The sequence below is a fragment of the Burkholderia orbicola genome, assembly GCF_900100915.1.
Classification (GTDB): Bacteria; Pseudomonadota; Gammaproteobacteria; order Burkholderiales; family Burkholderiaceae; genus Burkholderia; species Burkholderia orbicola.
Window position 1 is genome coordinate 679,115 of sequence record NZ_FNKW01000003.1, and the last position, 22,072, is coordinate 701,186.

Sequence of the window (22,072 nt, forward strand, 5' to 3'; positions counted from 1 at the left end):
TTCACGTGAGCGCCCCGTGTCGAAAGCGACGCTAACGTATGACAAAAGAGCTTCCTCCCGCTCGGTACGAAGCAATCCCCCTCACCACCCGCGGCGCGCTCCAAAGCACCCCGAATCCGGTAAAGATTTACCAATCGAACAAATTGTTACGGCCCGTTTCAAAGATGTTCAAATAGTAGGCTGCAGCCCCGCTATTCTTCCGTCACCCACAATAACGATCCCAATGGGGGGTGACATATGAACAACATCATCAAGAGCGCCCTGTGCGCCGCCTTCGTACCATTCGTCCTCGCTGGTTGCGGCGGCGGCGACGACGGTGGCGGCACGCAAACCGGTACGCTGCACGTCGCGATGACCGATGCGCCATCGTGCGGTTTCGACCATGTGTACGTCACCGTCTCGCAAGTCCGCGTCAACGCCAACGCGAACGCCGCCGACAACGACGCCGGCTGGTCGACCGTTTCCCTCGCGACGCCGCAGAAGATCGACCTGCTGTCGCTGACCAACGGTGTGCTCGCCGATCTCGGCCAGACCGCGCTGCCTGCCGGCCAGTATCAGCAAGTTCGGCTGGTCCTCGCGCAGAATCAAGGTAACAACCTCGCAAACTCGGTCGTCCCGACCGGCGGCGTGGAACAGGCGCTCGCCACCCCGAGTGCGACGCAAAGCGGCTACAAGATCATCCAGCCGTTCACGGTCCAGCCCAACACGCTCGTCGATCTCGTGCTCGACTTCAACGCGTGCAAGTCGATCGTGCAGCGCGGCAACGGCTCGTATGCGCTGAAACCCGTCGTCACCGCGATCCCGACCGTCGTGAGCGGCGCGATCTCCGGCTACGTCGCCTCGGCCGAAGCCGGCGCGACCGTTTATGCCGAACAAGGCGGCAAGGTCGTCCGCGGCACGGTGGCCGACAGTTCCGGGAAGTTCGTGCTGTCGCCGCTGATCCAGAGCTCGACGCAGGGCAACTACGATGTCGTGATCGTGCAGAACAACTTCGCGTCGGGCATCGTCCGCTCGGTGCCCGTGGTCGTGAACACGACCACGGCGGTGTCGGCCTCGACCGCACCGATCACGCTGCCTGCGTCGACGATGAGCACCGTCAGCGGTACGGTGACGGCCAGCGCGAACGCATTCGTGCGGGCGCTGCAGACGGTCGATGCGAACGCATACGAGATCACGTCGATCAACGCGAACATGGACACCGGCGCCTATTCGCTGTCGGTGCCCGCGGCGGCGCCGATCGTCGGCACTTACTCGGGTTCGCTGCCGGTCGCACTGGCCGCGGCGCCGGCCGCCGCCGGTCAATATACGATCGAGGCCGACGCGGCATCGGGCGCGACCCAATCGGCAAACGTCAACGCAACGACCAGTCAGTCCAACGTCAACTTCGGTTTCTGACGCGCCGACGGCATCATCGAAAGGGCCGAACGGCCCTTTCCTCTCAACGGGAGAACGAAGTGAAAAAAGGGGTTATCGCATTGCTCGCAGCGGCGAGCATGGTGGGTGCGCTCAGCGGGTGCGTCGCCTACGTTCCGGGCCCGCCGGTCGTGGTCGCGCCGCAAGGCGGGCCGGGGAATGGATTCTGTCCGCCGGGACAGGCCAAGAAAGGCAACTGCTGACGAAATGCCCGCGCCTCGCGGGCATTTTTTCATCCGTCGAGGGCGCCGGACGGTGCGATGAATGCCCCGTTCTCCGCGTCGTCACTCCGCCATCTTCGGCGGCCACGCATGGCCTTCGGCCTGGCAATGCCGGCACCACGCATACAGCGCGTCGTACATCACCAGACCATGCTCGAGCATGTCGTGATCGTCGGAAAACATGTCCGACAGCCCGAGCGAAATCGCATAAAGCCCGCTGGATTGCGGCGTCAGATCGAGCCGCGACGTATCCGCGCCGCGAATGATACGGGCCATGTGCTGCAGCGCCCGATCGTCGGCCAGACCATACTTGTCGAGAAACGCATCGAAACTGCATTGCTCGCCGACATGCGTCAATTCCACGCCCGGAATGTCGTACGGAATCGCACCGGTCTCGTTGGCGATCCGCAGCACGTCGCCCGGCGGGACGTACAGAAATTCGGGCGTCTCGTCGATAAAACGGGCAATGAGCCAGGGGCAGGCAACCCGGTCGATTTTGGGGCGTTGTCGCGTAATCCATTGCATGGCGGCCTCCACGATCAGTGATGCAGCAGCGGGTACACGATCAGGCCGATCACGGCGGCCCCGCCCACGACCACCGGCTCCGACAGCTTCTTGAACCTGACCAGCAGCACGATCGCCGCGAGCGCCATCAAGGCGGTGGGCACATCGACGATCGAACGTCGGGCCAGCACGATCACCGACCCCGTGATCGCGCCGACGGCCGCGGCCGTCACGCCGTCGACGAATGCCAGGATCGCCGGCAGCCTGCCGTACTTCTTGAAGTACGGGGCCGGCAACACGGTGAACAGGTAGCACGGCAGGAACGTGCCGGCCGCCGCCACGCATGCGCCCGGCAGCCCCGCCACCAGATAGCCGATGAAGCCCACCGTGATGACGACCGGGCCCGGCGTGATCATCGCGACGGCCACGGCATCGACGAACTGCTTCTCGTTGAGCCAATGGTGCTCGGTGACCACGCCACCATAGAGGAACGGCACGATCGCGAGCCCCGAACCGAATACGAAGGCGCCGGCCTTCGCAAAGAACGCGGCGAGTTGCGCGAGCTGCGGCCAGTCGACGATACCGAGCCATGCCCCGGTCGCGGAGACGGGCAACGCCACGGCCGCATCGACGCGCCGCTGGCGTAACCACCCGGGCGGCGCGCGCGTGAACCAGACGACCAGGCCCGCCGCGAGAAACAGCCACGCCACTTCCGATTCGGTGATCACCGTCACCGCAACCAGCGCGAGATAGATCGCCCACAGCAGCTTGTCGTGACCGATGCTTTTCGCGGTCAGCTTGCGCGCGCTGATCGCGATGATGCCGATCACCGCCGCGCCGACGCCGTAGAACACCGACTGCATCCACGTCAGGCCGCCGAATCGCGTGTATGCATAGCCGAGCAGCACCACCATCAGAAACGACGGCAGCACGAACGCGATCCCGACCAGCGTGGCGCCGACGATGCGGTAATGCACGTAGCCGAGATAGATCGCCAGTTGCGCGGCAAGCGGGCCCGGGGCGAGCTGCGCGAGCGCCAGGCCTTCCTTGTAGTCCGCGTCCGCGATCCATCCGCGCGTGTCCACGAGATCCCGATGCATGTAGCCGGCGAGCGCGACCGGCCCGCCGAAACCGGTCGCGCCGAGCCATGCGAAGTACCGGGTCAGTTGCCACAGCGTATAGGCCGGGCGGTCGCGATGTGTATTCATGTCGAGGCGGGCAGCAAGGTCAGGGGTTTCGATTGCCACGGAAATGCACGTACAACGAATCGAGTACGGCGCCGATCTCCACCAAGAGCGCATCGTCGTCGGCAAGACGCTTGCGGGCGCCCGCGAGAATGGCCTCGAATCCGCCGGCTTCCGGCACGGTGGCGCCGCCCACGTCCAGCGCATGCACCATGGCGCCCAACCGGACGAGGCCCGCGTTGTCGTCGAGTCCAAAGCTCGCGATCAGGACCTCGAACGACACGCGATCGCCCACATGCGTGAACGGGGCGCCGTCGAAATCGAAGCCCAGCGCGTCAGCCGGACAATCGGCGAGGTTGTCCAGCCACACGAAGCGCGCATGCGGATCGATGAAACGCCGAATCAGCCACGCGCTGGCGACGCGATCCACCCACAGGTGACGGCGCGTCGCCCACAGCCTGCCCTGATATTGCGCAGGGTCGCGACGCGGGATGCCGCGTTGAGCGGCATGCGGCTCGCCGGGAGAGCGCAACGCTTCGATCGCGGCGGTGAAATCCCGCCATTGCGCCTGCGCGCGCAGCGAGGTTTCGCCGGGAAAGAAATCGATGCTTCGGATGGCCTCGTACGTGCGAGCGTGGCGGCGTTGCAGGCGATTGAGATCGGCTGCCGCCAGATCCGGCAGCGTCTGGCGGGCCTCCGAAAGCTCGGCAAGCCACGCTGCGTAGTCGCCCGCGCGATCGAACAGCCGTTTGTACGCGTCTTCGTCGGCAGGATCGTCCGCACGGACATCCAGCAACCACGCCTGCCCGTCGCCGTTACGGGCCTCGTCGGCGAGCTCACGCAACTGCGCCGCCTGCTCGGCATGCGCCGGCAACAGGTAGGCACCGTCCCGCAGCGCACCACAGCCCAGCGCCTTGACGGTACGCCAGATGCGCATGCGGGCAGTCGCACCGGAGGTCGGCAGACTCACGATCAACAGCAGCCAGGAAGTCGGGACGGGATTCATGACGGCAGCATAGTGGGTCGTCACGAACACTGCAATTCAGTAGAGATCGCTACAACTTTTTGGCGGTAGACGGCTCCGCTCGATGCGTGGAGCAGGAACACAGCCATGACGACAGTCAAAACTCCAGCGCCATCCGGACCGATATATCGGGGAAATGGTCAGAACGTCCGGTATCACGTGAGCGCCCAAGTCGCGCGCGACGACATCGGAGCCCGCGCATTGTGCCGTCATCGAGCGCGTGACCGACGCCGCAGCAGATGGTTACGATATTCTGCGAATCGAGCGGTTCAACGCATACACTGAAAGCACGCGACGACGAACTCCCGTCGATCCGTCGCACGCTTTCTCCGACACCGTTCCGAATGCAACTGGACGGCAAACGCAGGCCCGCCCACGAAACCGCTCCAATGACAATCGATCCCGGTTCCATTCCTTACTATCTGGTTCTTCGTGCGGGCTGGCCGCCCTACGTGCTGAATTCGGATCGTCAGGTGCTCCGCCGTCAGGCGAGCCCGCTCTTGCTGGCGTTCGCGCGCACGCGCGGAGCGATCGCACATGTCGACGACAGCGCGTGGAACGGCTTCTCCGACAGCGAAGGGCTCACGGTAGTCGAGCGTCGCGAAACCGGGTTCTTCTCGCTGGTCGCGGGGAACGAGACTGAACGTCAGTTGCAATTGCTGACGACCCTCTGACGTCGCCGCCCGCGCCGCGCCTGCGATCTGACCACTCGTCCATCGCATCGTGTACCGTGTGCCGGATGCGTGCTTGCGCCAACCCGGAATAAATCGACCGCTCGGCAAACGATGCGCGTATGATGGGTTCATTCGAGCGATCAGCCGTTCTTTGAGCGTTCGCCCCTCCACCCGCCCGCTTGCTGCATCGCCCCTCCCTCGCGCTGCAACGTTGTCCCCTTCACCCATCGGCCCGCCCCTCGACGGGAATACTGGCCGGATGTGTTCGCCCATGCGACTCGTCGTGGCCGAACGCCAGGAGTTCGTCATGAGCATGCACGTCTATCGTGGATTCGAGATTTATCCATTGATCTACCCTCACGTGGCTGCGCCGCAGGGCTGCCCGCACAACTACGACGCCGGGTTCGACGCGGCGGTCAAGATTTGCCTGCGCGGCACCACCGATACGCTGACGCAGAGCCAGACTTTCCGGTTGCGCGACACCGCCCCGTTCGACAACGCCGGTGACGCCCGTCGTGCGTCAGTGCGCTATGCCGAGAACATCATCGACGACAATCGCGGCAAACAGGGGTTCTTTTCGAGCGCGGGCTGACGCGTGCTCGCCGGTGCAACGCAATTTTTCGGCATTTTGGAGGACGAAATGATCATCGACGAACTGCTCGGCTTGATCAGACGAAATGAAGTCACCCGGATCGACACCGTCGTACCCGCCAGAATCGCCGATTCAGCGATGTGCCATCAACCCGAGCTGCACATGTTCATGGCGGTACGCGCGCTATCGATCGGAGCAGGATATTCGGAATTCGAATCCGACGAGATTGCAAGCGCCGTCATGACGCGGCTCGGCTAGCTTTCCGTTGCAACCTTTCCTGACAGGATCTACATGACGACAATTACGCTGAAGCTGAACGAACCGATCGACGTCGCGCTGCGGCGATTCCGGCGTGACATCGAGAAAACCGGGTTGATTCGCGAGTTGCGCGCTCGCACCGGCTACGAGAAGCCCACGACGGAGCGCAAGCGGAAAAAGGCCAGCGCCGTGGCCAGACAGCGCCTGCAAGCGAAGCGCCTGCTGCCGCCCCGAAAAATGTACTAGGTTCTGTTTTTGCGAAGCAACGATGTCGATTCGCAGGCCGTCGTTTAGCTGACCGCAGGTGGCCGATGAGAGCGTCGACGAAGTGAACTTGGCGGCGGCAGGATCGGTCTCGGAATACTTTTGAGCACGTTCCGTTGGCAAGCGTGGCTATTTGTGTCGCGTTGCCGACCTTGGCGGCGCACGCAAACGGGTCTCCACACCGGGTGCGGCGCTTCATTGCGCGGCGCTGCGCTTCGGAAACCTCATCACTATGACAAGCCCGCCATCTGCCGCGTTGGACATGTGCAGCGTGCCGCCGTGATGGCGAACGAGGCGGTGAACGATGGCCAGGCCCAAGCCGCTGTGAGAGGTGCCGCCGCGAGCGGGATCGAGCCGGACAAACGGACGCAGCACGCGATCCAGATCAGGCTCGGATACGCCGGGCCCGTGGTCTCGTACCACGAGTTCGTAGTGCTCGCCACGCGCTCGCGTGGCGATCTCCACGGGCGGCTCGCCGTAGGTGAGCGCATTTTCGACGAGGTTCGAGAGCATGCGGTCGATATCGACCGCGGGTAGCATGAAGTCGGGCCCCGCGTGAAGATCGAGCGTGACGAGCGCATCTCGGTGCGCGTCGCCGCTCGGACTCAACGCTTCGGTGTAATCGCGACGGCAATGCGTGTCCACGCTGATCAGCGGCGAACCTTCGGGGATCTCACGCGCAAAGTCGAGAAACTGCGTGATGACACGCGACATGGACTCGGTATCGCGCAGAAAACCCTCGCGATCGCCACGATCGGTCAGCAGGTCTGCCCGCACCTGCATGCGTGTGATCGGTGTGCGCAGGTCGTGCGCGATACTCGCCAGCATCACGGCGCGCTCGCGCTCGGCCACGGCCAGCTCGCCGGTCATGTCGTTAAAGTCGCCGATCAGCTCGCGCAATTCGCGCGGCCCGCGCTTGCGCACGATGTTCAGGTGGTGGCCGGTGCGATGTTCGCGCGCGGCTGCGGCAAGATCGCGAATGGGGCGATTCAATTGCCAGGCAAGCACGACGGCAACCCCGATAGCGAACACCAGCGTCAACGCCAGCACCCCGGTGAAGCGGCTCACCGGCACCTCGGCTCGCGGCAGCACGATGCCACGTGTGCTGCCCGCGCGGAGCACGCGCAGCGTGCCGTCGTCGTCCATTGCCACGTGGGTGCCCGGCGGCAGCACATGCCGCAATTGCCGTTCGATGGGCCCGTTCGTGTCGCCGCGAAAGCGCTGCGCGTCGGCGGTCGGCAGTTGCTTCAGGTCCACGAACGAAATACCGAGAATATCCGCCACGGACCGCTCGCCGCCGCTGTCCTGGCCGCCCATGCTGGCGGCAGCCTCCACGACGCGCGAAATATGGAAGGCGGCGAGGCTCGCGCGCGTTCGCTCGATCAGCAGCAGCGACGTAAGATGAACCACCACCAGCAGGCCCACCGTGGTGATGACGAGCCGGCCGAACATCGTGTCAAGCGGATTCTTCATCGGCCGGGTTGTCGGGAATGAACATGTAGCCGATCCCGCGCACGGTTTGCAGCCGTCGGGGATTGGACGGGTCGTCCTCGATCAGGCGGCGCAGGCGCCATACCGGCACGTCGATGCCGCGCTCGGTCACTTCGGCGTCCGGGCCGTGGAGCAATTCGATGAGCCGCGTACGCGAAAGCGTTTCCATGGGGTGCGAGGCCAGCACCTCGAGCAGCGCGTACTCGCCGCCAGTGAGCTTCACGGGCGTGCCTTCGCGCAGCAGCGTGCGCGTCGAGAAATCCAGTTCGAAGCGGCCGAACCGGCACGGGGTGGGCTTCTCCCGCACCGCCGCGGTTCTCGGTGGCCCTTGGCGGCGCAGCACTGCCTGGATGCGCGCGAGCAGTTCCTGGGGCATGAACGGCTTGCCCAGATAGTCGTCCGCCCCGAGTTCGAGCCCGAGCACGCGGTCAATGCCTTCGGCGCGCGCGGTCAGCATGATGACGGGAATCGTGTCGCCGCTCGCGCGCAGTTGCTTGAGCGCGGTGAGGCCATCCACGCCCGGCATCATGAGGTCCAGCACGATGATGGCGGGTCGTTCGCGCTCCAGCCGCCGCACGAGATTCGTTGCGTCGTGCAGAACGGAGAACTCGATGCCGCGCTGCTGGAAGAACCTGCGCAGCAGGTCGCGCAGTTCCGCATCGTCGTCCACGAGCAGGACTTGCGGCGCGGAGTCGAGGATGGAAGGTGGGTGCATTTCAGGTATTCAGGGCGGCGTGAGGACGCAATGATGGTAGCCCGGATACGGCCTGACTGGCTTTCGGAATATTACTGTGATTTGCGATCGCTGACGGAACCGGCACAAGGGCCGGGCCGCGCGGGTATTACGTACACCGAAAGCCTGATTCTCCTTTCCCTGTCGGGGCGCTTCACTGGACAGTAAGTTTCCGTAAGCACAAAAAAATGCGCCATCAGTAGCGTTACGCCTTGTCCAGCACCGGTACCGCCGAGGTACCCCTGAAGCGTCCGGTGCCGTCCCGTTCTCGCATCGAGCGACATCGCGATGCCCAAACAGGTCAAAGATGAAGACGCCCATTCTCCCGAACCACGCGCACCACCCCATGACGTGCAGGCCGCGCCAGCTGTTTGCCACACTCTCGATACTTGCGATAGTCGGAACCGCCGGCTGCAACAGGCAGACCGGCGTACCGGCCGGCGGCTCCGCCGCGCAGACCGCACAGGTAGGCGTGCTCTCCCTCGCGCCGCAGCGCATCGTCGAAACCACCGAACTCTCCGGCCGCCTTTCCTCGCAGAAGGTCTCCGACGTGCGACCGCAGGTGAGCGGCATCATCCTCAAGCGCTTGTTCGTGGAAGGCGGCGACGTGAAGGCGGGCCAGGTGCTCTACCAGATCGATCCGGCCACCTACCAGGCTGCCTACGACCAGGCGCGCGGCACGCTGGAAAACGCCCGCGCCACGCTGGCTTCGGCGAGGACGAAAGCGGACCGCTTCACCGAACTCGTGAAGATCAACGCCGTGAGCAAGCAGGACTACGACGATGCCGTCGCTGCGGTTCGCGAAGACGCCGCGAACGTCACGGCCGACGAGGCAGCGCTCGAATCCGCGCGCGTGAACCTCGAATACACGCGCGTGCGTGCGCCCATTTCCGGACGCATCGGCGCATCGACCGTGACAGAAGGCGCGCTCGTCACCTCGAACCAGACCACCGTGCTCGCCACCATCCAGGCGTTCGACCAGATGTACCTCGACGTCACGCGCCCCAGCACGGAATGGCTGAGGCTTCGCAAGGCCTTCGCTTCCGGGCGCCTGAAGAAGACAGGCAGCGACAGCGCCGCCGTCACGCTCGTGATGGAAGACGGTACCGAATATGCCCACCCCGGCGCGCTGCAGTTCTCCGGCGTCACGGTGGACGCCACCACGGGTTCGGTCACGCTGCGCAGTACGTTCCCGAACCCCGAACGCGAATTGCTGCCCGGCATGTTCGTGCGCGCCAGCCTGGAAGAAGGCGAGAACGACAACGCGATACTCGTACCGCAGATGGCCGTGACGCGCGCGTCAGACGGCAAGGCGAGCGTCTACGTCGTGGATGCGGCCGGCAACGCGCGGCAGGTGCAAGTCACGGCCGACAACGCATTCCGGGACCAATGGATCGTGACCTCAGGCCTGCACACCGGCGACCGCGTGATCGTGAGCGGCCTGCAGAGCGTGCATGCGGGCGCGCCGGTCAAGGTGGCGGCCGATACGCCGCAGACGCAGGCGAACGCGGCACCCGCGGCACCCGCGACGGACACGGCCTCGACCGTGTCGGCACAACGCTAGGCGGAGAACGGCATGGCAGAGTTCTTCATCAAGCGTCCCATTCTCGCGTGGGTCATGGCCATCGTCATCATGCTGGTGGGCGCGGCGGCGGTCACGAGTCTTCCCGTCGCGCAGTACCCCACCATCGCGCCGCCCTCGGTGCAGGTGACAGCCACTTACCCCGGCGCCTCCGCCGACACCGTCGCTGCAACCGTGACCCAGGTGATCGAGCAGAAGCTGAGCGGCATCGACAACGTGCTGTACATGTCGTCCACGAGCAGTTCCGCCGGGCAGGCCACCATCACGCTGACGTTCAATCCCGGCACGAATCCCGACATCGCACAGGTGCAGGTGCAGAACAAGGTGACGCAGGCCACGCCGACCCTGCCCCAAACGGTGCAGGAGCAAGGGGTGCAGGTCGCGAAGGCGTCGACGAGCTTCCTCATGATCGTCGCGCTCTCGTCGCCGGGCGGCACCTGGAATTCGGTGGATCTCGGCAACATCATCGCGACCCGGATCGAAGATCCGCTCGCGCAGTTGAACGGCGTGGGCGACGTGACGCTGTTCGGCGCGCAGCACGCGATGCGCATCTGGCTCAACCCGGTGAAGCTGCACAGCTTCGGACTCACGCCCGCCGACGTGACCACGGCCATCACGAACCAGAACGTCGAGCTTTCCACGGGGCAGGTCGGCGGCTCGCCGGCAACGGATTCGCAGGCCATCAACGCGACCATCCGCTCGTCGAGTCTGCTGACGACCGCCGACCAGTTCGCCGACATCCTGCTGCGCGTGAACAGCGACGGCTCGCGCGTGCTGCTGAAGGACGTGGCGCGCGTGGAGGTGGGCGGCGACAGCTACGACACCTCGTCGCGTCTGAACGGCAAGCCGGCATCCGCGCTCGCCATCAAGCTCGCCACCGGCGCCAACGCGCTGGACGCAGCCAATGCCGTGCGCGCGAAGCTCGCCGAGATCCAGCTGCAATTGCCGAAGGACGTCGCGATCAGTTATCCGTACGACACCACGCCGTTCGTTCGCATCTCGATCGAAGAGGTCGTGAAGACGCTGTTCGAAGCGGTCGTACTGGTCTTCCTCGTGATGTACCTGTTCCTTCAGAACGTGCGCGCCACGCTGATTCCGACCATCGTGGTGCCCGTTGCGCTGCTCGGCACGTTCGGCGTGATGTCGATGATCGGTTTTTCGATCAACGTCCTCTCGATGTTCGCGATGGTGCTCGCCATCGGCCTGCTCGTGGACGACGCCATCGTGGTGGTGGAAAACGTCGAGCGCATCATGAGCGAGGAGAAGCTCGGCCCGAAGGAAGCCACGCACAAGGCGATGGGGCAGATTACCGGCGCCCTGGTCGGCGTGACCACCGTGCTCACCGCCGTCTTCATTCCGATGGCGTTCTTCGCGGGCTCCACGGGCGCGATCTACCGGCAGTTCTCCATCACCATCGTCTCGGCGATGCTGCTGTCGGTCATGCTCGCGCTTACACTCACGCCGGCGCTGTGCGCCACGCTGCTCAAGCGCGCCGACGTGGAGCACCACGAAAAGCGCGGCTTCTTCGGCTGGTTCAACCGGTGGTTCGCCAAGAGCAATGCGGGCTACAGTTCCTCGCTCGCACGCGTGGTCGCGCGACCCGCGCGTTACATGCTCCTCTACGGCGCGATCGCCGGCGTCGTGGCGCTGCTCTACGTCACGTTGCCCTCCTCGTTCCTGCCTGACGAAGACCAGGGCTACTTCATCGTGTCGATCAGCGCGCCCGCAGGCACGCCGGCCTCGCGCACGCTGAAGACGGTGGAGGCCGTGGAGCAGTACGTGCTGAAAGACGAGCCGGGCGTCACGCAGGTCATCGCCATCAACGGCTTCAGCTTCAACGGCCAGGGGCAGAACAACGCCATCGCGTTCGTGACGCTCAAGGACTGGAGCCTGCGCGGTTCGCGCGACAGCGCGCCGGCCATCATCGCGCGCGCCAGCCAGCATTTCGCCGGCAATCGCGACGCGCGCATCTTCGTGCTGAATCCGCCCGCCATTCAGGAACTGGGTACGCAAAGCGGCCTCGACTTCGAGATAGAAGACCGCGGCGGCGCAGGCCACGACAAGCTGCTCGCGGTGCGCAACCAGTTTCTCGGCATGGCGTCGAAGGAACCGACGCTCGCGATGGTGCGCCCGTCCGGCCTTGAAGACACCCCGCAGCTGCAGGTGGACATCGACCGCGAAAAAGCCAACGCGCTGGGGCTTTCCATCTCCGACGTCAACGACACGCTGCAGACCGCGTTCGGTTCGTCCTACGTGAACAACTACATCGACACGGGGCGCGTGCAGAAGGTCTATGTGCAGTCGGACGCGCCGTATCGCATGATGCCTGCCGACCTTGGCGACTGGTATGTGAAGGCAGGCAGCAGTTCGTCGGGTTCGTCGTCCTCGTCGTCCTCGAGCACCACCACGAGCACGACAGGCTACGACGCCACGATGGTGCCCTTCTCGTCGTTCGCCAAGAGCCACTGGACGTTCGGGCCGCCACAGATCGAGCGCTACAACCGGCAGCTCGCTGCGGGCATGTCGGCCGCCACGCGGCCCGGCGTGAGCACCGGCGAGGCGATGACGGCAGTCGAACAGCTTGCGCACAAGCTACCGCCCGGTTTCGCCGTGGAATGGACGGGCCAGTCGTATCAGGAGAAGCAGGCCGGCTCGCAAGCCACGGTGCTCTATGCGATCTCGCTCGTCGTCGTGTTCCTGTGCCTTGCGGGCCTCTACGAAAGCTGGTCGATTCCGCTTGCGGTGCTGCTCGTCGTGCCGCTCGGTGTGCTGGGCGCGTTACTGGCCGCTCACGGGCGCGGGCTTTCGAACGACATCTATTTCAAGGTGGGGCTGCTGGCCACTATCGGTCTGTCCACGAAGAACGCCATCCTGATCGTCGAGTTCGCGAAGGATCTGCAGGCGCAGGGGCACAGCCTCGTGGACGCCGTACTCGAAGCCGCCCACATGCGGCTGCGCCCCATTCTCATGACTTCGCTCGCGTTCGTGTTCGGCGTGCTGCCGCTCGTCATCAGTACGGGGGCCGGCGCCGGCGCACGCCACGCCATCGGCACCGGCGTGACGGGCGGCATGATCGCGGCCACGGTGCTCGCCATCTTCTTCGTACCGGTCTTCTTCGTCGTGGTGCGCAGACTGTTCAACGAACACGGTCACACCACGGACTCCGCCGACATCAACGAGGGCAACGCATGAAACGCACACTGATCGCCCTTGTTTGCACGGGCGTGCTGGCAGGCTGCACGCTGGACCCGACGTACCAAAGGCCCGCCGCACCGGTCGACGACACCTGGTCCACCGTGCCCGCGCTGGCGCAGCCGAAGGCCGCGCAGGGCACGGCTGCGGCACCGCCGGGAGCCGACCTCGGCTGGCGCGATTTCTTCAAGGACCCGCGACTGCAAAAGCTGATCGAACTCGCGCTCGCGAACAACCGCGACATGCGCGTGGCCGCGCTCAACGTCGCGCAGTACGAAGCGCAGTACCGCATTGCGCGCGCCAACGTCGGACCGGCCATCAACGCATCCGGCTCGGTCACGCGCGAACGCGTGGCCGGCTCCACGAGCGCATACAGTTCGAGCAGCGCGAGCGTGGGTCTCACGTCGTGGGAAATCGACTTCTTCGGCCGCCTGCGCAGCCTCAAGCGTCAGGCGCTGGAGCAGTACCTCGCCACGGACGCCGCGCGCACCAGCACGCAGATCAGCCTGATCGCGACCGTCGCCACCGACTATCTGCAACTGCTCTCCGACGAGACGTCGTTGCAGATCGCGCAGAACACCGTGGATGCGGACCAGCACACCTACGACCTCACGGTGAGCATGATGAAAATGGGCAGCGCGTCGCTGCAGGACGTGCGCCAGGCCGAAAATTCGCTGGCGAGCGCGCGGTCGAGTCTCGCCTCGTACACGCGTGCGGTCGCGCAGGACCGCAACAACCTGGTGGCCGAAATCGGTGCGCCGCTGCCCGACGATCTGCCGCAAGGCCCTTCGCTGATGGAAAGCGAGAACACGTTCGCGGACATCGGCGAAGGCGTGCCGTCGGACCTGCTCGCGCGCCGGCCCGACATCGTCGAAGCCGAGCACACGCTGAAGGCCGCCAACGCCAACATTGGCGCGGCGCGCGCCGCGTTCTTTCCGAAGATCGAGCTGACGGCTTCCGCGGGCACCACGAGCGGCAGCCTCTCGAACCTGTTCAAGGCGGGCACGGGGGCGTGGACGTTTGCGCCGTCCATTTCGGTGCCCATCTTCGACTTCGGCTACAACCGCGCCACGCTGGACGTGGCGAAAGTCGAGAAGGACATCGACATCGCCAACTACGAAAAGGCCATCCAGACGGCGTTCAAGGAAGTGTCGAATGCACTCGCGGGACGCACCACGTACGTCACCCAGGTAGCCGCGGACCGCGACTACGTCAACTCCGCGCAGCAGTACTACGACCTCGCGCAGGCACGCTACCGCAGCGGCACCGACAGCTTCCTGACCCTGCTCGACGCGCAGCGCACGCTCTACACCGCGCAACAGCAACTGGTCACGGACATGCTCGCCAAGCAGTCCAATCTCATCACGCTGTACAAGGTGCTGGGCGGCGGCTGGCGGGAAACGAGCGCGGTGGCGCAGCGGTAGCCTCCGTACGCCCGTGAACGACGCGCTTTCCCACATCACGGGCGTCTTGCTATCGATGCTTCGTTCCCCCGCGACGGGCTGCTGGAAACAGCCGTGCGCACGACGGATCGCACGCGGTTCTCACGAAAGAGCAGCGTACGGAGGCGTCGCCGACCCTGTCGCCGATCACCGATGCACTGCGCCATCGACGCTGGCGCGGCGTCTCCCGCTCTATCGCGCGCCGCCCCGTCGCCACGGTGCGCCCCCGGCCCGAACGCACCGGCACGCCGGGCGACACGCTCCGTCCAACGCCCAGGTGATAAGCTCGGCATCGACGCGCTGTCGCACAGCCCGTCGCCCGACCGACCCTACGCCTCCCGCGAGTCCACTCATGCCCATCGCTCCTGCTGTCGTCTCCGCCTTCACGCCCACCGGCAAGCTTCGCGCATCGATCAACCTCGGCAACCCCATCCTCGCGAACCGCGACCCGACAACGGGCGAACCGTTCGGCGTATCGATCGACCTCGCCCGTGCCTTCGCCGAGCGCCTGTCGGCCGACCTGGAACTGGTCGTGTTCGACGCCGCCGGCAAATCGGTGCAGGCGCTGACCGACGAGCGCGCCGATTTCGGCTTCTTCGCGGTCGATCCGCTGCGCGGCGAAACGGTCGCGTTCACCGCGCCGTACGTGCTGATCGAAGGCTTCTATCTCGTGCCGGATGCATCGCCGATCCGCACCAACGCGGACGTCGACCAGCCGCACAACCGCGTGGCCGTCGGCAAGGGCAGCGCGTACGACCTGTTCCTCACCCGCGAACTGAAAGCCGCGCAGATCGTGCGTGCGCCGACGTCGCAAGCCGTCGTGCCGACGTTCGTCGAACAGCGGCTGGAAGTGGCGGCCGGCGTGAAGCAGCAGCTCGAAACCGACGCCGCGAAAACGCCCGGCCTGCGCCTGCTCGACGAGCGCTTCATGGTGATCCGGCAGGCGATGGGCGTACCGAAGAGTCGCGGCGATGCGGCCGCCGCGGTACTGGCCGCGTTCGTCGAGGACATGAAGGCGTCGGGCTTCGTCGCCGATTCGCTGCGCCGGCACGGCATCACGGGCGCATCGGTCGCACCGGCGGGCTGATCGACAACCGCGCCGAAACCGGTACGGCCCGGCCAATCGGGCCGTGTCGCCGATCAGCGCTGTACCGCGAGCGCTTCGGTGATCGCGAGGAATCGTGCGATATCGTCCGGCGCATGACAATGGAGCGGCGAGATCCGCACCGCGCCGGCGAGCCCGAACGATTTCAGCATCCGGCCCGAGTACAGGCTCGACGCAACGCGCTCGTAGACGATCACACCGTGCTTCTCGTATTCCCGCACCGCTTGAGTCGGTTCGAGATGCGCGAAGCCGATCCCGACGATCAGGTCGCGCTGCGTCAGGTCGGCATGATCCCAATAGACCTCGACGCCGTCGATCGCGCGCAAGCCGTCGAGCAACGCGGCGAGCAGCGCGCGTTCATGCAGCTCGATCCGGTGCATACCCTCGACGAACAGCGTGCGCCGGTCGTCGGAATCGGTGAAATACCGGCCGATCCACGCCACGTAATCGACAATCGACGATACGACCGCAAATTGCGCGGGTGCCGGGCTGCCGAGTTCCCATACGCCGTTCTCCTTCGCGGCGAGCCGATGATGCGGCAGCGCGGCCGCACGCGGCGACAGCCACGACATGCCCGAGCCGCGGCATCCGAAAAACTTGTACGGCGCGAAGTTGATCCCGTCGACCGGCGTGCGCTCTAGGTCGATGACCCCGTGCGGCGCATGCTGGACCGCGTCGACGACGATGAACAGGTCGGGCTTCTTCTCTCTCGCCCGCGCGACGATCGTCTCGATGTCGAATTTCGCACCGGAGATGTTCGACGCCGCCATCACGCTGAGCAGCGCGGTATCGGCGTCAACCAGCGCCACGATCGCGTCGACGTCCACGCCGCCGGTCTCAGGATTGCTCGGCGCGATGCGCAGCGTCTTGCCGGTCCGTTCCGCGTAAACCGTCATTGCATCGTAGGACGATGGATGCTCGAGCATGGTCGTCACCGCGTTGGTGCCCGGCACGTTCTCCATGATCGCGCGCACCATGTCGAACATCGCGCCCGATGCGGTCAGCGACGCATACACGGTGCCGCCCTGCGCGTTCAGGATCGTGCGAACGTCGTCCTCGCCGCGCGACTGGATCGCCTGCAGATCGAGCGCCCGCGCATGGATACGCTCCGGGCAATCGGGCAGTGCATCGACCCGCGCGTACGCGTCGACTGCCGCCTTCAACCGGAACGACCCGCCCGCGTTGTCGAAGAACAACCGCTCGCGGCCGTCGACGTCGCGATCGACGTGATGAAAGCGCGACTTGATCTGCTGCATCAACGCGTCGGGAAAAAGTGCGCCACGGGGACTGCTCATCTTCGATGCTCCTGTTTGCTTCGGAATGTTGTGCGATGCGTGCATGGCAGCGTTCAGCCGCGCAGCGATTCGACGTACGCGCGGCCCTTTTCCGCGTCGTACCGGCCTTCCCATTTCGCGATGACGAGCGGCGCCAGCGCGTTGCCGACGACGTTCAGCGCGGTGCGGCCCATGTCCATGATCCGGTCGACGCCGGCAATGAACGCGAGCCCTTCGAGCGGCAATCCCGCGCTCGCGAGCGTCGCGAGCATGATCACGAACATGAAGCCCGGCACGCCGGCGGCGCCCTTCGACGTGACGACCATGGTCAGCGTCAGCAGCACCTGCTGCTGCCAGCCGAGGTGCACGCCATACAGCTGCGCGACGAACAGCGTGCCGATGCCGAGATAGATCGACGCGCCGTCGAGGTTGAACGTGTAGCCGGTCGGCACCACGAACGTCGTGATGCTCTTCGGCACGCCGTAGTCCTCCATCTTCTTCATCAGTTGCGGCAGCACGGTCGCCGAACTGCAGGTCGAGAACGCGATGATCAGTTCGTCCTTGATCACGCGCAGCAGCGTCAGGATGCGGAACCCGAACAGCCGCGCGGTCACGCCGAGCACGGCGATCGCGAACAGCAGGATCGCGAAGTAAGTGACGGCGACGAGTTTCAGCAGCGGCAGCAGCGATCCGAAGCCGAAACTTGAAACGGTCACCGCGATCAGCGCGCACACGCCGACCGGCGCATAGCGCATCACCATGTTCGTCACCTTGAACATCGCGTCGGCGACGCCCTTGAGCATCGCGAGCACCGGCTTGCGATGTTCTTCCGGCACCGACTGCAGCCCGAGCCCGAACAGCAGCGAGAAAAAGATCACCGGCAGCAGGTCGCCCTTGGCCATCGACGCGACGATGTTGTCCGGGATGATGCCGAGCACCAGCGCCATCAGCCCGTGGTGCGCCTGCTGCACCTGTTGCGTGGTCTGCTGGTAACGGGAAATGTCGGTGTGCCCGAGTTGCGACATGTCGGTGCCGACGCCCGGCTGCAACACGTTGCCGATCACGAGCCCGAGCACGATCGCGATCGTCGTGATCACCTCGAAATAGAGCAGCGTCTTGATGCCGAGGCGTCCGAGCGACTTGCCGTCGCCCACACCGGCGATGCCGATCACCATGCTCGTGAATACGATCGGCACGACGATCATCCGCACCAGCTTGATGAAGATGTCGCCGGCCGGCTGCAGCAACCCGGACACGGCCGTGTCGCGCAGTTGCGGAAACCGGTTCAGCACGAGCCCGGTCGCGATGCCGATGACGAGGCCGATGAGGATCTGCCACGCGAGCCCGACGCGCGGCTTGCGGGCCGCGCCGACGACGGGCGGGGAGTCGATGACGGTGTCCATGCAATCTCCAGAGAATGGGGGTTCGATTGAACGCTGGGTGCGATGCGGCGCGTTTTCTGATGAACGCACTCGCCAGGCGACGCAACGGGAGCACCTTAAACAGCCTAAATATGTAAAAAAAGCGATTTTTTGACATGAGAACATATCGCTTTTATTCATCTATCGAGTGACACGCGATGCTGACGTTCAAGCAGATGGAAGCGCTGTACTGGATCGTGCAGCTCGGCTCGTTCGACGCGGCCGCGACGCGCCTGAACACGACGCAGTCGGCCGTATCGAAGCGCATCCAGGAGCTCGAACGCGCGTTCGACCTCACCGTGTTCGATCGCGCGCATCGCAGCGCGCGGCTCACCGACAAGGGCGCGGAGCTGTTCGACCATGCGAAGGCATTGCTCGAACAGCGCGACCGCGTGGTCGAGCGGATGAGTTCGAAGGAAGCGCTGGTGCGGCATGTCCGGATCGGCGTGACCGAACTGACCGCGCTGACGTGGCTGCCGCGCCTGATCGCGGCGATCCAGGCCGCCTATCCGCGCGTGCACGTGGAGGCCGAGGTGGACCTGACCGCGACGCTGCGCGACCGGCTCGCGGCCGACACGATCGATCTGATCGTGGTCCCGCAGATTCATGCGACGGACGCGTTCACGGCGACGGTGGTCGGCGAGGTCGACAACGCGTGGATGTGCGCGGCCGGATTCATGCCGACGTCCCGGGCCGCCCTTGCGTTGACGGAGATCGCACGGTTTCCGCTGATCCTGCAGGGGAATCTGTCGGGCACCGGGCATCTGTACACGCGCTTTCTGCAGGAACACGGCGTCGCGACTCAGCGCGTGCTGTCGAGCAACAGCCTGCTCGCGCAGATCGGCCTGACGCTGTCGGGCCTGGGCATCAGCTATCTGCCGAAGGCGTGCGTCGCGCACCTCGTCGCTTGCGACGCGCTGGAGATCGTGCGCACGCAGCCGGCGCTGCCGCCGGTTCGCTACGTCGCGCTGCACCGGGCCGAACGCGCTCAATCGCTGACCGCCGAGATCGTCCGGCTCGCGGAGCAAGCGTGCGATTTCAGCACGAGCCTGCTGGACCCGCGGGCGCACGACTAGCGCCTGTTCACGGTGGCGCGGCATCCCGGCACCGCAACATCGTCGATGGCGCAGGACACGGACGGGCGAAATGGCGCGGCGCAAGTTTCCGCCATCCGGCGTCCGTCGAACAGGCAACGTGCTGCGTCGCACCAATCCTCACCCGGTTGCGCCGGCGCACGGGCACGCAGCGCCACCCCCGCCATCACCGTCGCCCCATCGGCCATGATCCGGCGCTAGCGCAAACCCGAACCCGGTTGCACTGTTCAGCGCGATTCTGGTCCTGTATCGTCCTTCCATCCCCGATTGCGAAACCGCTGCATGGGAGGCTTACGATGCGAAAAAAGAATGCTGCAGCCGTCTGGATCCTGGTCGCGATGGCGGCAGGCATCGCGATCGGCTACATGGTCTTCACGAGCTTTCCGGACAAGAAGGCCGCCGCCGAAGTCGCCGGATACATCTCGCTCGTCTCCGACGTGTTCCTGCGTCTGATCAAGATGGTGATCGGGCCGCTCGTCTTCTCCACGCTGGTCGTCGGCATCGCACACATGGGCGACGCGGCCTCGGTCGGGCGCGTATTCGCGAAATCGATCACGTGGTTCATCACCGCGTCGCTGGTCTCGCTGCTGCTCGGGCTGCTGATGGCGAACCTGCTGCGGCCCGGTGACAATCTCGGCCTGCCGCTGCCGGACATCGGCGCCTCCGCGAACCTCGCGACATCCAAATTCACGCTGAAGGACTTCGTCGGCCACATGGTGCCGAGGTCGTTCGCCGAGGCGATGAGCAACAACGAAATCCTGCAGATCGTCGTGTTCTCGATGTTCTTCGGCGTCGCGCTCGCCGCGCTCGGCGAGCGTGGCAAGATCCTCATCGCCGCGATCGACCAGCTGTCGCACGTGATGCTGAAGATCACCGGCTACGTGATGAAGCTCGCGCCGCTCGCGGTGATGGCCGCGATGGCCGCGACCGTCGCGGTCAACGGGTTATCGGTACTGCTGAAGTTCGCGGTGTTCATGGGCGACTTCTACGTCAGCCTGTTCCTGCTCTGGGCGTTGCTCGTGTGTGCGGGGCTGGTGTTCCTCGGGCCGCGGGTGTTCAAGTTGCTGGTGCTGATCAAGGAAGCGTTCATGCTGTCGTTCGCGACGGCCAGCTCCGAAGCCGCGTACCCGAAGATCCTCGACGCGCTCGACCGCTTCGGCGTGAAGCGCAAGATCTCGAGTTTCGTGATGCCGATGGGCTATTCGTTCAACCTCGACGGCTCGATGATGTACTGCACGTTCGCGTCGCTGTTCATCGCGCAGGCGTACAACATGCACCTGTCGCTCGGCACGCAGATCACGATGCTGCTGGTACTGATGCTCACGTCGAAGGGAATGGCCGGCGTGCCGCGTGCGTCGCTCGTCGTGATCGCGGCCACGCTGCACCAGTTCGGGTTGCCGGAGGCCGGGCTGCTGCTGATTCTCGGCGTCGACACGTTCCTCGACATGGGCCGCTCGGCCACCAATGCGGTGGGCAATTCGATCGCGAGCGCGGTGGTCGCGAAATGGGAAGGCCAGCTCCTGCCGGAAGCAGAAGCCGAAGCCAACGCGGCGCGCATCGAAGCGGAACAGGAAGCGACGATCGCACATCCGACGGAAGTCTGACGGAGGCCCGGCGATGAAGATGCAGCGATTCTGGCGTGCGCTCGCGCTCGCGGGCCTGCTTGCGACGGGCGCGGCCGCGCGTGCGGACGATGCGCCGTCGACGCCGCCGCGCGTCGAGCCGTTCGCGCCGGCCCAACTGACCGGCACGCTCGCGAAGGTGCGCGGCAGCGGCACGATCGCGCTCGGCTATCGCGACGCGTCGATCCCGTTTTCGTACCTGAATGCGCGCAACCAGCCGATCGGCTATTCGATCGAGCTGTGCAAGGCGCTCGTGGCGTCGATCGAGGATGCGATCAACCAGAGCCTGACGATCCGCTGGGTGCCGGTCACGTCCGACAACCGCATCGACGCGGTGGTCAGCGGCAAGGTCGATCTGGAATGCGGCTCCACGACCAGCAACCTCGAGCGCCAGAAACGCGTGGCGTTCTCGCCGATCTTCTTCGTGGCCGGCACGAAGGTGATGGTGAAACGCGGCGCGCCGATCCGCTCGTTCCGCGATCTCGCGGGCAAGAAAGTCGCGGTGACGGCCGGCACGACCAACGAGAAGGCGCTGCTCGACCTGAATGACAAGTTCCGGCTCGGGGTCCAGCTACAGGTGGTGCCGGACCATGCGCAAGGCTTCGCGCTCGTCGCGAACGGCAGCGCCGACGCGTTCGCGACGGACGACGTGCTGCTGTACGGCCTGATCGCCGAGAATGCGAGCAAGGGTGGCCAGTACGACGTGGTGGGCGATTTTCTATCCTACGACCCGTACGGCATCATGTTCCGCAAGGACGATCCGCAACTCGCGCAGATCGTGAAAAGCACGTTCCAGGAATTGGCCGCCGACGGCGAGATCGCGCGTCAGTACAAGCGCTGGTTCCTGCGCCCGCTTCCGTCCGGCTTGAGTCTGAACCTGCCGATGAGCCCGCAACTGGAGACCATCATCGAGGCGATCGGCGTCAACGCGAATTGAGCGCGGCGCCATCGTCGGCGTGAAGGACGAAACGAGAACGGCCCT

General features: G+C 65.2%; 19 protein-coding genes. 12 read left to right on the plus strand and 7 right to left on the minus strand.

What is annotated here, in order from left to right:
• The first annotated feature begins 237 nt into the window (after positions 1-237).
• Positions 238-1,395 carry a DUF4382 domain-containing protein gene (locus tag BLS50_RS32930; RefSeq protein WP_054928635.1) on the plus strand — a complete coding sequence of 386 codons (1,158 nt, stop codon included), beginning with the start codon at positions 238-240 and terminating at the stop codon, positions 1,393-1,395.
• 302 nt (positions 1,396-1,697) lie between these two features.
• On the opposite strand, the gene BLS50_RS32935 is transcribed toward BLS50_RS32930, so the two are convergent.
• From BLS50_RS32935 to BLS50_RS32945, 3 genes are read right to left on the minus strand one after another with little or no spacing between them, the layout of a single operon-like run.
• A complete protein-coding gene (locus tag BLS50_RS32935) occupies positions 1,698-2,159 on the minus strand; it encodes a chromate resistance protein ChrB domain-containing protein (protein WP_027808404.1) in 462 nt (153 codons plus the stop codon).
• 14 nt (positions 2,160-2,173) lie between these two features.
• Positions 2,174-3,346: a chromate transporter gene (locus tag BLS50_RS32940; RefSeq protein WP_012336968.1), complete on the minus strand. Its 1,173-nt coding sequence runs from the start codon at positions 3,344-3,346 to the stop codon at positions 2,174-2,176.
• A 19-nt stretch (positions 3,347-3,365) separates the two neighbouring features.
• Complete coding sequence (locus tag BLS50_RS32945; protein ID WP_074807990.1) at positions 3,366-4,328, minus strand: chromate resistance protein ChrB domain-containing protein; 963 nt, start codon at positions 4,326-4,328, stop codon at positions 3,366-3,368.
• Between the two features lie 362 nt (positions 4,329-4,690).
• Here BLS50_RS32945 and BLS50_RS32950 point away from each other — a divergent pair, with 362 nt between their 5' ends.
• The 4 genes from BLS50_RS32950 to rpsU all read left to right on the plus strand — a co-directional run bounded on the left by BLS50_RS32950 (position 4,691) and on the right by rpsU (position 6,116).
• The gene (locus BLS50_RS32950; RefSeq protein ID WP_011549144.1) at positions 4,691-5,020 is read left to right on the plus strand and encodes a hypothetical protein; all 330 of its coding nucleotides are present in this window, start codon (positions 4,691-4,693) and stop codon (positions 5,018-5,020) included.
• Between the two features lie 307 nt (positions 5,021-5,327).
• Positions 5,328-5,612: a hypothetical protein gene (locus BLS50_RS32955; protein WP_027808401.1), complete on the plus strand. Its 285-nt coding sequence runs from the start codon at positions 5,328-5,330 to the stop codon at positions 5,610-5,612.
• Positions 5,613-5,660: 48 nt separating this feature from the next.
• Positions 5,661-5,870 (plus strand): hypothetical protein, encoded by a 210-nt coding sequence (locus BLS50_RS32960; RefSeq protein ID WP_027808400.1) that lies wholly within the window; start codon positions 5,661-5,663, stop codon positions 5,868-5,870.
• Between the two features lie 33 nt (positions 5,871-5,903).
• Positions 5,904-6,116, plus strand: a complete 213-nt coding sequence (gene rpsU / locus BLS50_RS32965) for a 30S ribosomal protein S21 (protein ID WP_011549147.1) — start codon at positions 5,904-5,906, stop codon at positions 6,114-6,116.
• 213 nt (positions 6,117-6,329) lie between these two features.
• On the opposite strand, the gene BLS50_RS32970 is transcribed toward rpsU, so the two are convergent.
• Together BLS50_RS32970 and BLS50_RS32975 are read right to left on the minus strand one after the other, a co-directional pair.
• On the minus strand, positions 6,330-7,607 hold the full coding sequence (locus tag BLS50_RS32970; RefSeq protein WP_074807995.1) for an ATP-binding protein: 1,278 nt from the start codon (positions 7,605-7,607) through the stop codon (positions 6,330-6,332).
• On the minus strand, positions 7,591-8,340 hold the full coding sequence (locus BLS50_RS32975) for a response regulator (RefSeq protein WP_143028398.1): 750 nt from the start codon (positions 8,338-8,340) through the stop codon (positions 7,591-7,593). The genes BLS50_RS32970 and BLS50_RS32975 overlap by 17 nt, the downstream gene beginning before the upstream one ends.
• Before the next feature lie 325 nt (positions 8,341-8,665).
• Between BLS50_RS32975 and BLS50_RS32980 the strand changes: the two genes are divergently transcribed.
• From BLS50_RS32980 to BLS50_RS32995, 4 genes are all read left to right on the plus strand, one after another.
• A complete protein-coding gene (locus BLS50_RS32980; protein ID WP_074808002.1) occupies positions 8,666-9,922 on the plus strand; it encodes an efflux RND transporter periplasmic adaptor subunit in 1,257 nt (418 codons plus the stop codon).
• 12 nt (positions 9,923-9,934) lie between these two features.
• Entirely contained in the window at positions 9,935-13,132 is a 3,198-nt protein-coding gene (locus tag BLS50_RS32985) for an efflux RND transporter permease subunit (protein WP_074808005.1), read from the plus strand.
• The gene (locus BLS50_RS32990) at positions 13,129-14,556 is read left to right on the plus strand and encodes an efflux transporter outer membrane subunit (RefSeq protein ID WP_074808008.1); all 1,428 of its coding nucleotides are present in this window, start codon (positions 13,129-13,131) and stop codon (positions 14,554-14,556) included. Before BLS50_RS32985 ends, BLS50_RS32990 begins: the two co-directional genes overlap by 4 nt.
• A 370-nt stretch (positions 14,557-14,926) precedes the next feature.
• Complete coding sequence (locus BLS50_RS32995; protein WP_074808011.1) at positions 14,927-15,661, plus strand: ABC transporter substrate-binding protein; 735 nt, start codon at positions 14,927-14,929, stop codon at positions 15,659-15,661.
• A 53-nt stretch (positions 15,662-15,714) separates the two neighbouring features.
• Here the strand turns inward: BLS50_RS32995 and BLS50_RS33000 are convergent, their stop codons facing one another.
• Entirely contained in the window at positions 15,715-16,974 is a 1,260-nt protein-coding gene (locus tag BLS50_RS33000; protein WP_074808720.1) for an aminotransferase class V-fold PLP-dependent enzyme, read from the minus strand.
• Between the two features lie 53 nt (positions 16,975-17,027).
• The gene (gltP, locus tag BLS50_RS33005) at positions 17,028-18,356 is read right to left on the minus strand and encodes a glutamate/aspartate:proton symporter GltP (RefSeq protein ID WP_027808392.1); all 1,329 of its coding nucleotides are present in this window, start codon (positions 18,354-18,356) and stop codon (positions 17,028-17,030) included.
• Positions 18,357-18,532: 176 nt separating this feature from the next.
• Here gltP and BLS50_RS33010 point away from each other — a divergent pair, with 176 nt between their 5' ends.
• The 3 genes from BLS50_RS33010 to BLS50_RS33020 all read left to right on the plus strand — a co-directional run bounded on the left by BLS50_RS33010 (position 18,533) and on the right by BLS50_RS33020 (position 22,027).
• Positions 18,533-19,450: a LysR family transcriptional regulator gene (locus BLS50_RS33010; protein WP_027809824.1), complete on the plus strand. Its 918-nt coding sequence runs from the start codon at positions 18,533-18,535 to the stop codon at positions 19,448-19,450.
• A gap of 314 nt (positions 19,451-19,764) precedes the next feature.
• Complete coding sequence (locus BLS50_RS33015) at positions 19,765-21,072, plus strand: dicarboxylate/amino acid:cation symporter (protein WP_074808014.1); 1,308 nt, start codon at positions 19,765-19,767, stop codon at positions 21,070-21,072.
• A gap of 13 nt (positions 21,073-21,085) precedes the next feature.
• A complete protein-coding gene (locus tag BLS50_RS33020; protein ID WP_074808017.1) occupies positions 21,086-22,027 on the plus strand; it encodes an amino acid ABC transporter substrate-binding protein in 942 nt (313 codons plus the stop codon).
• Positions 22,028-22,072: the final 45 nt, after the last annotated feature.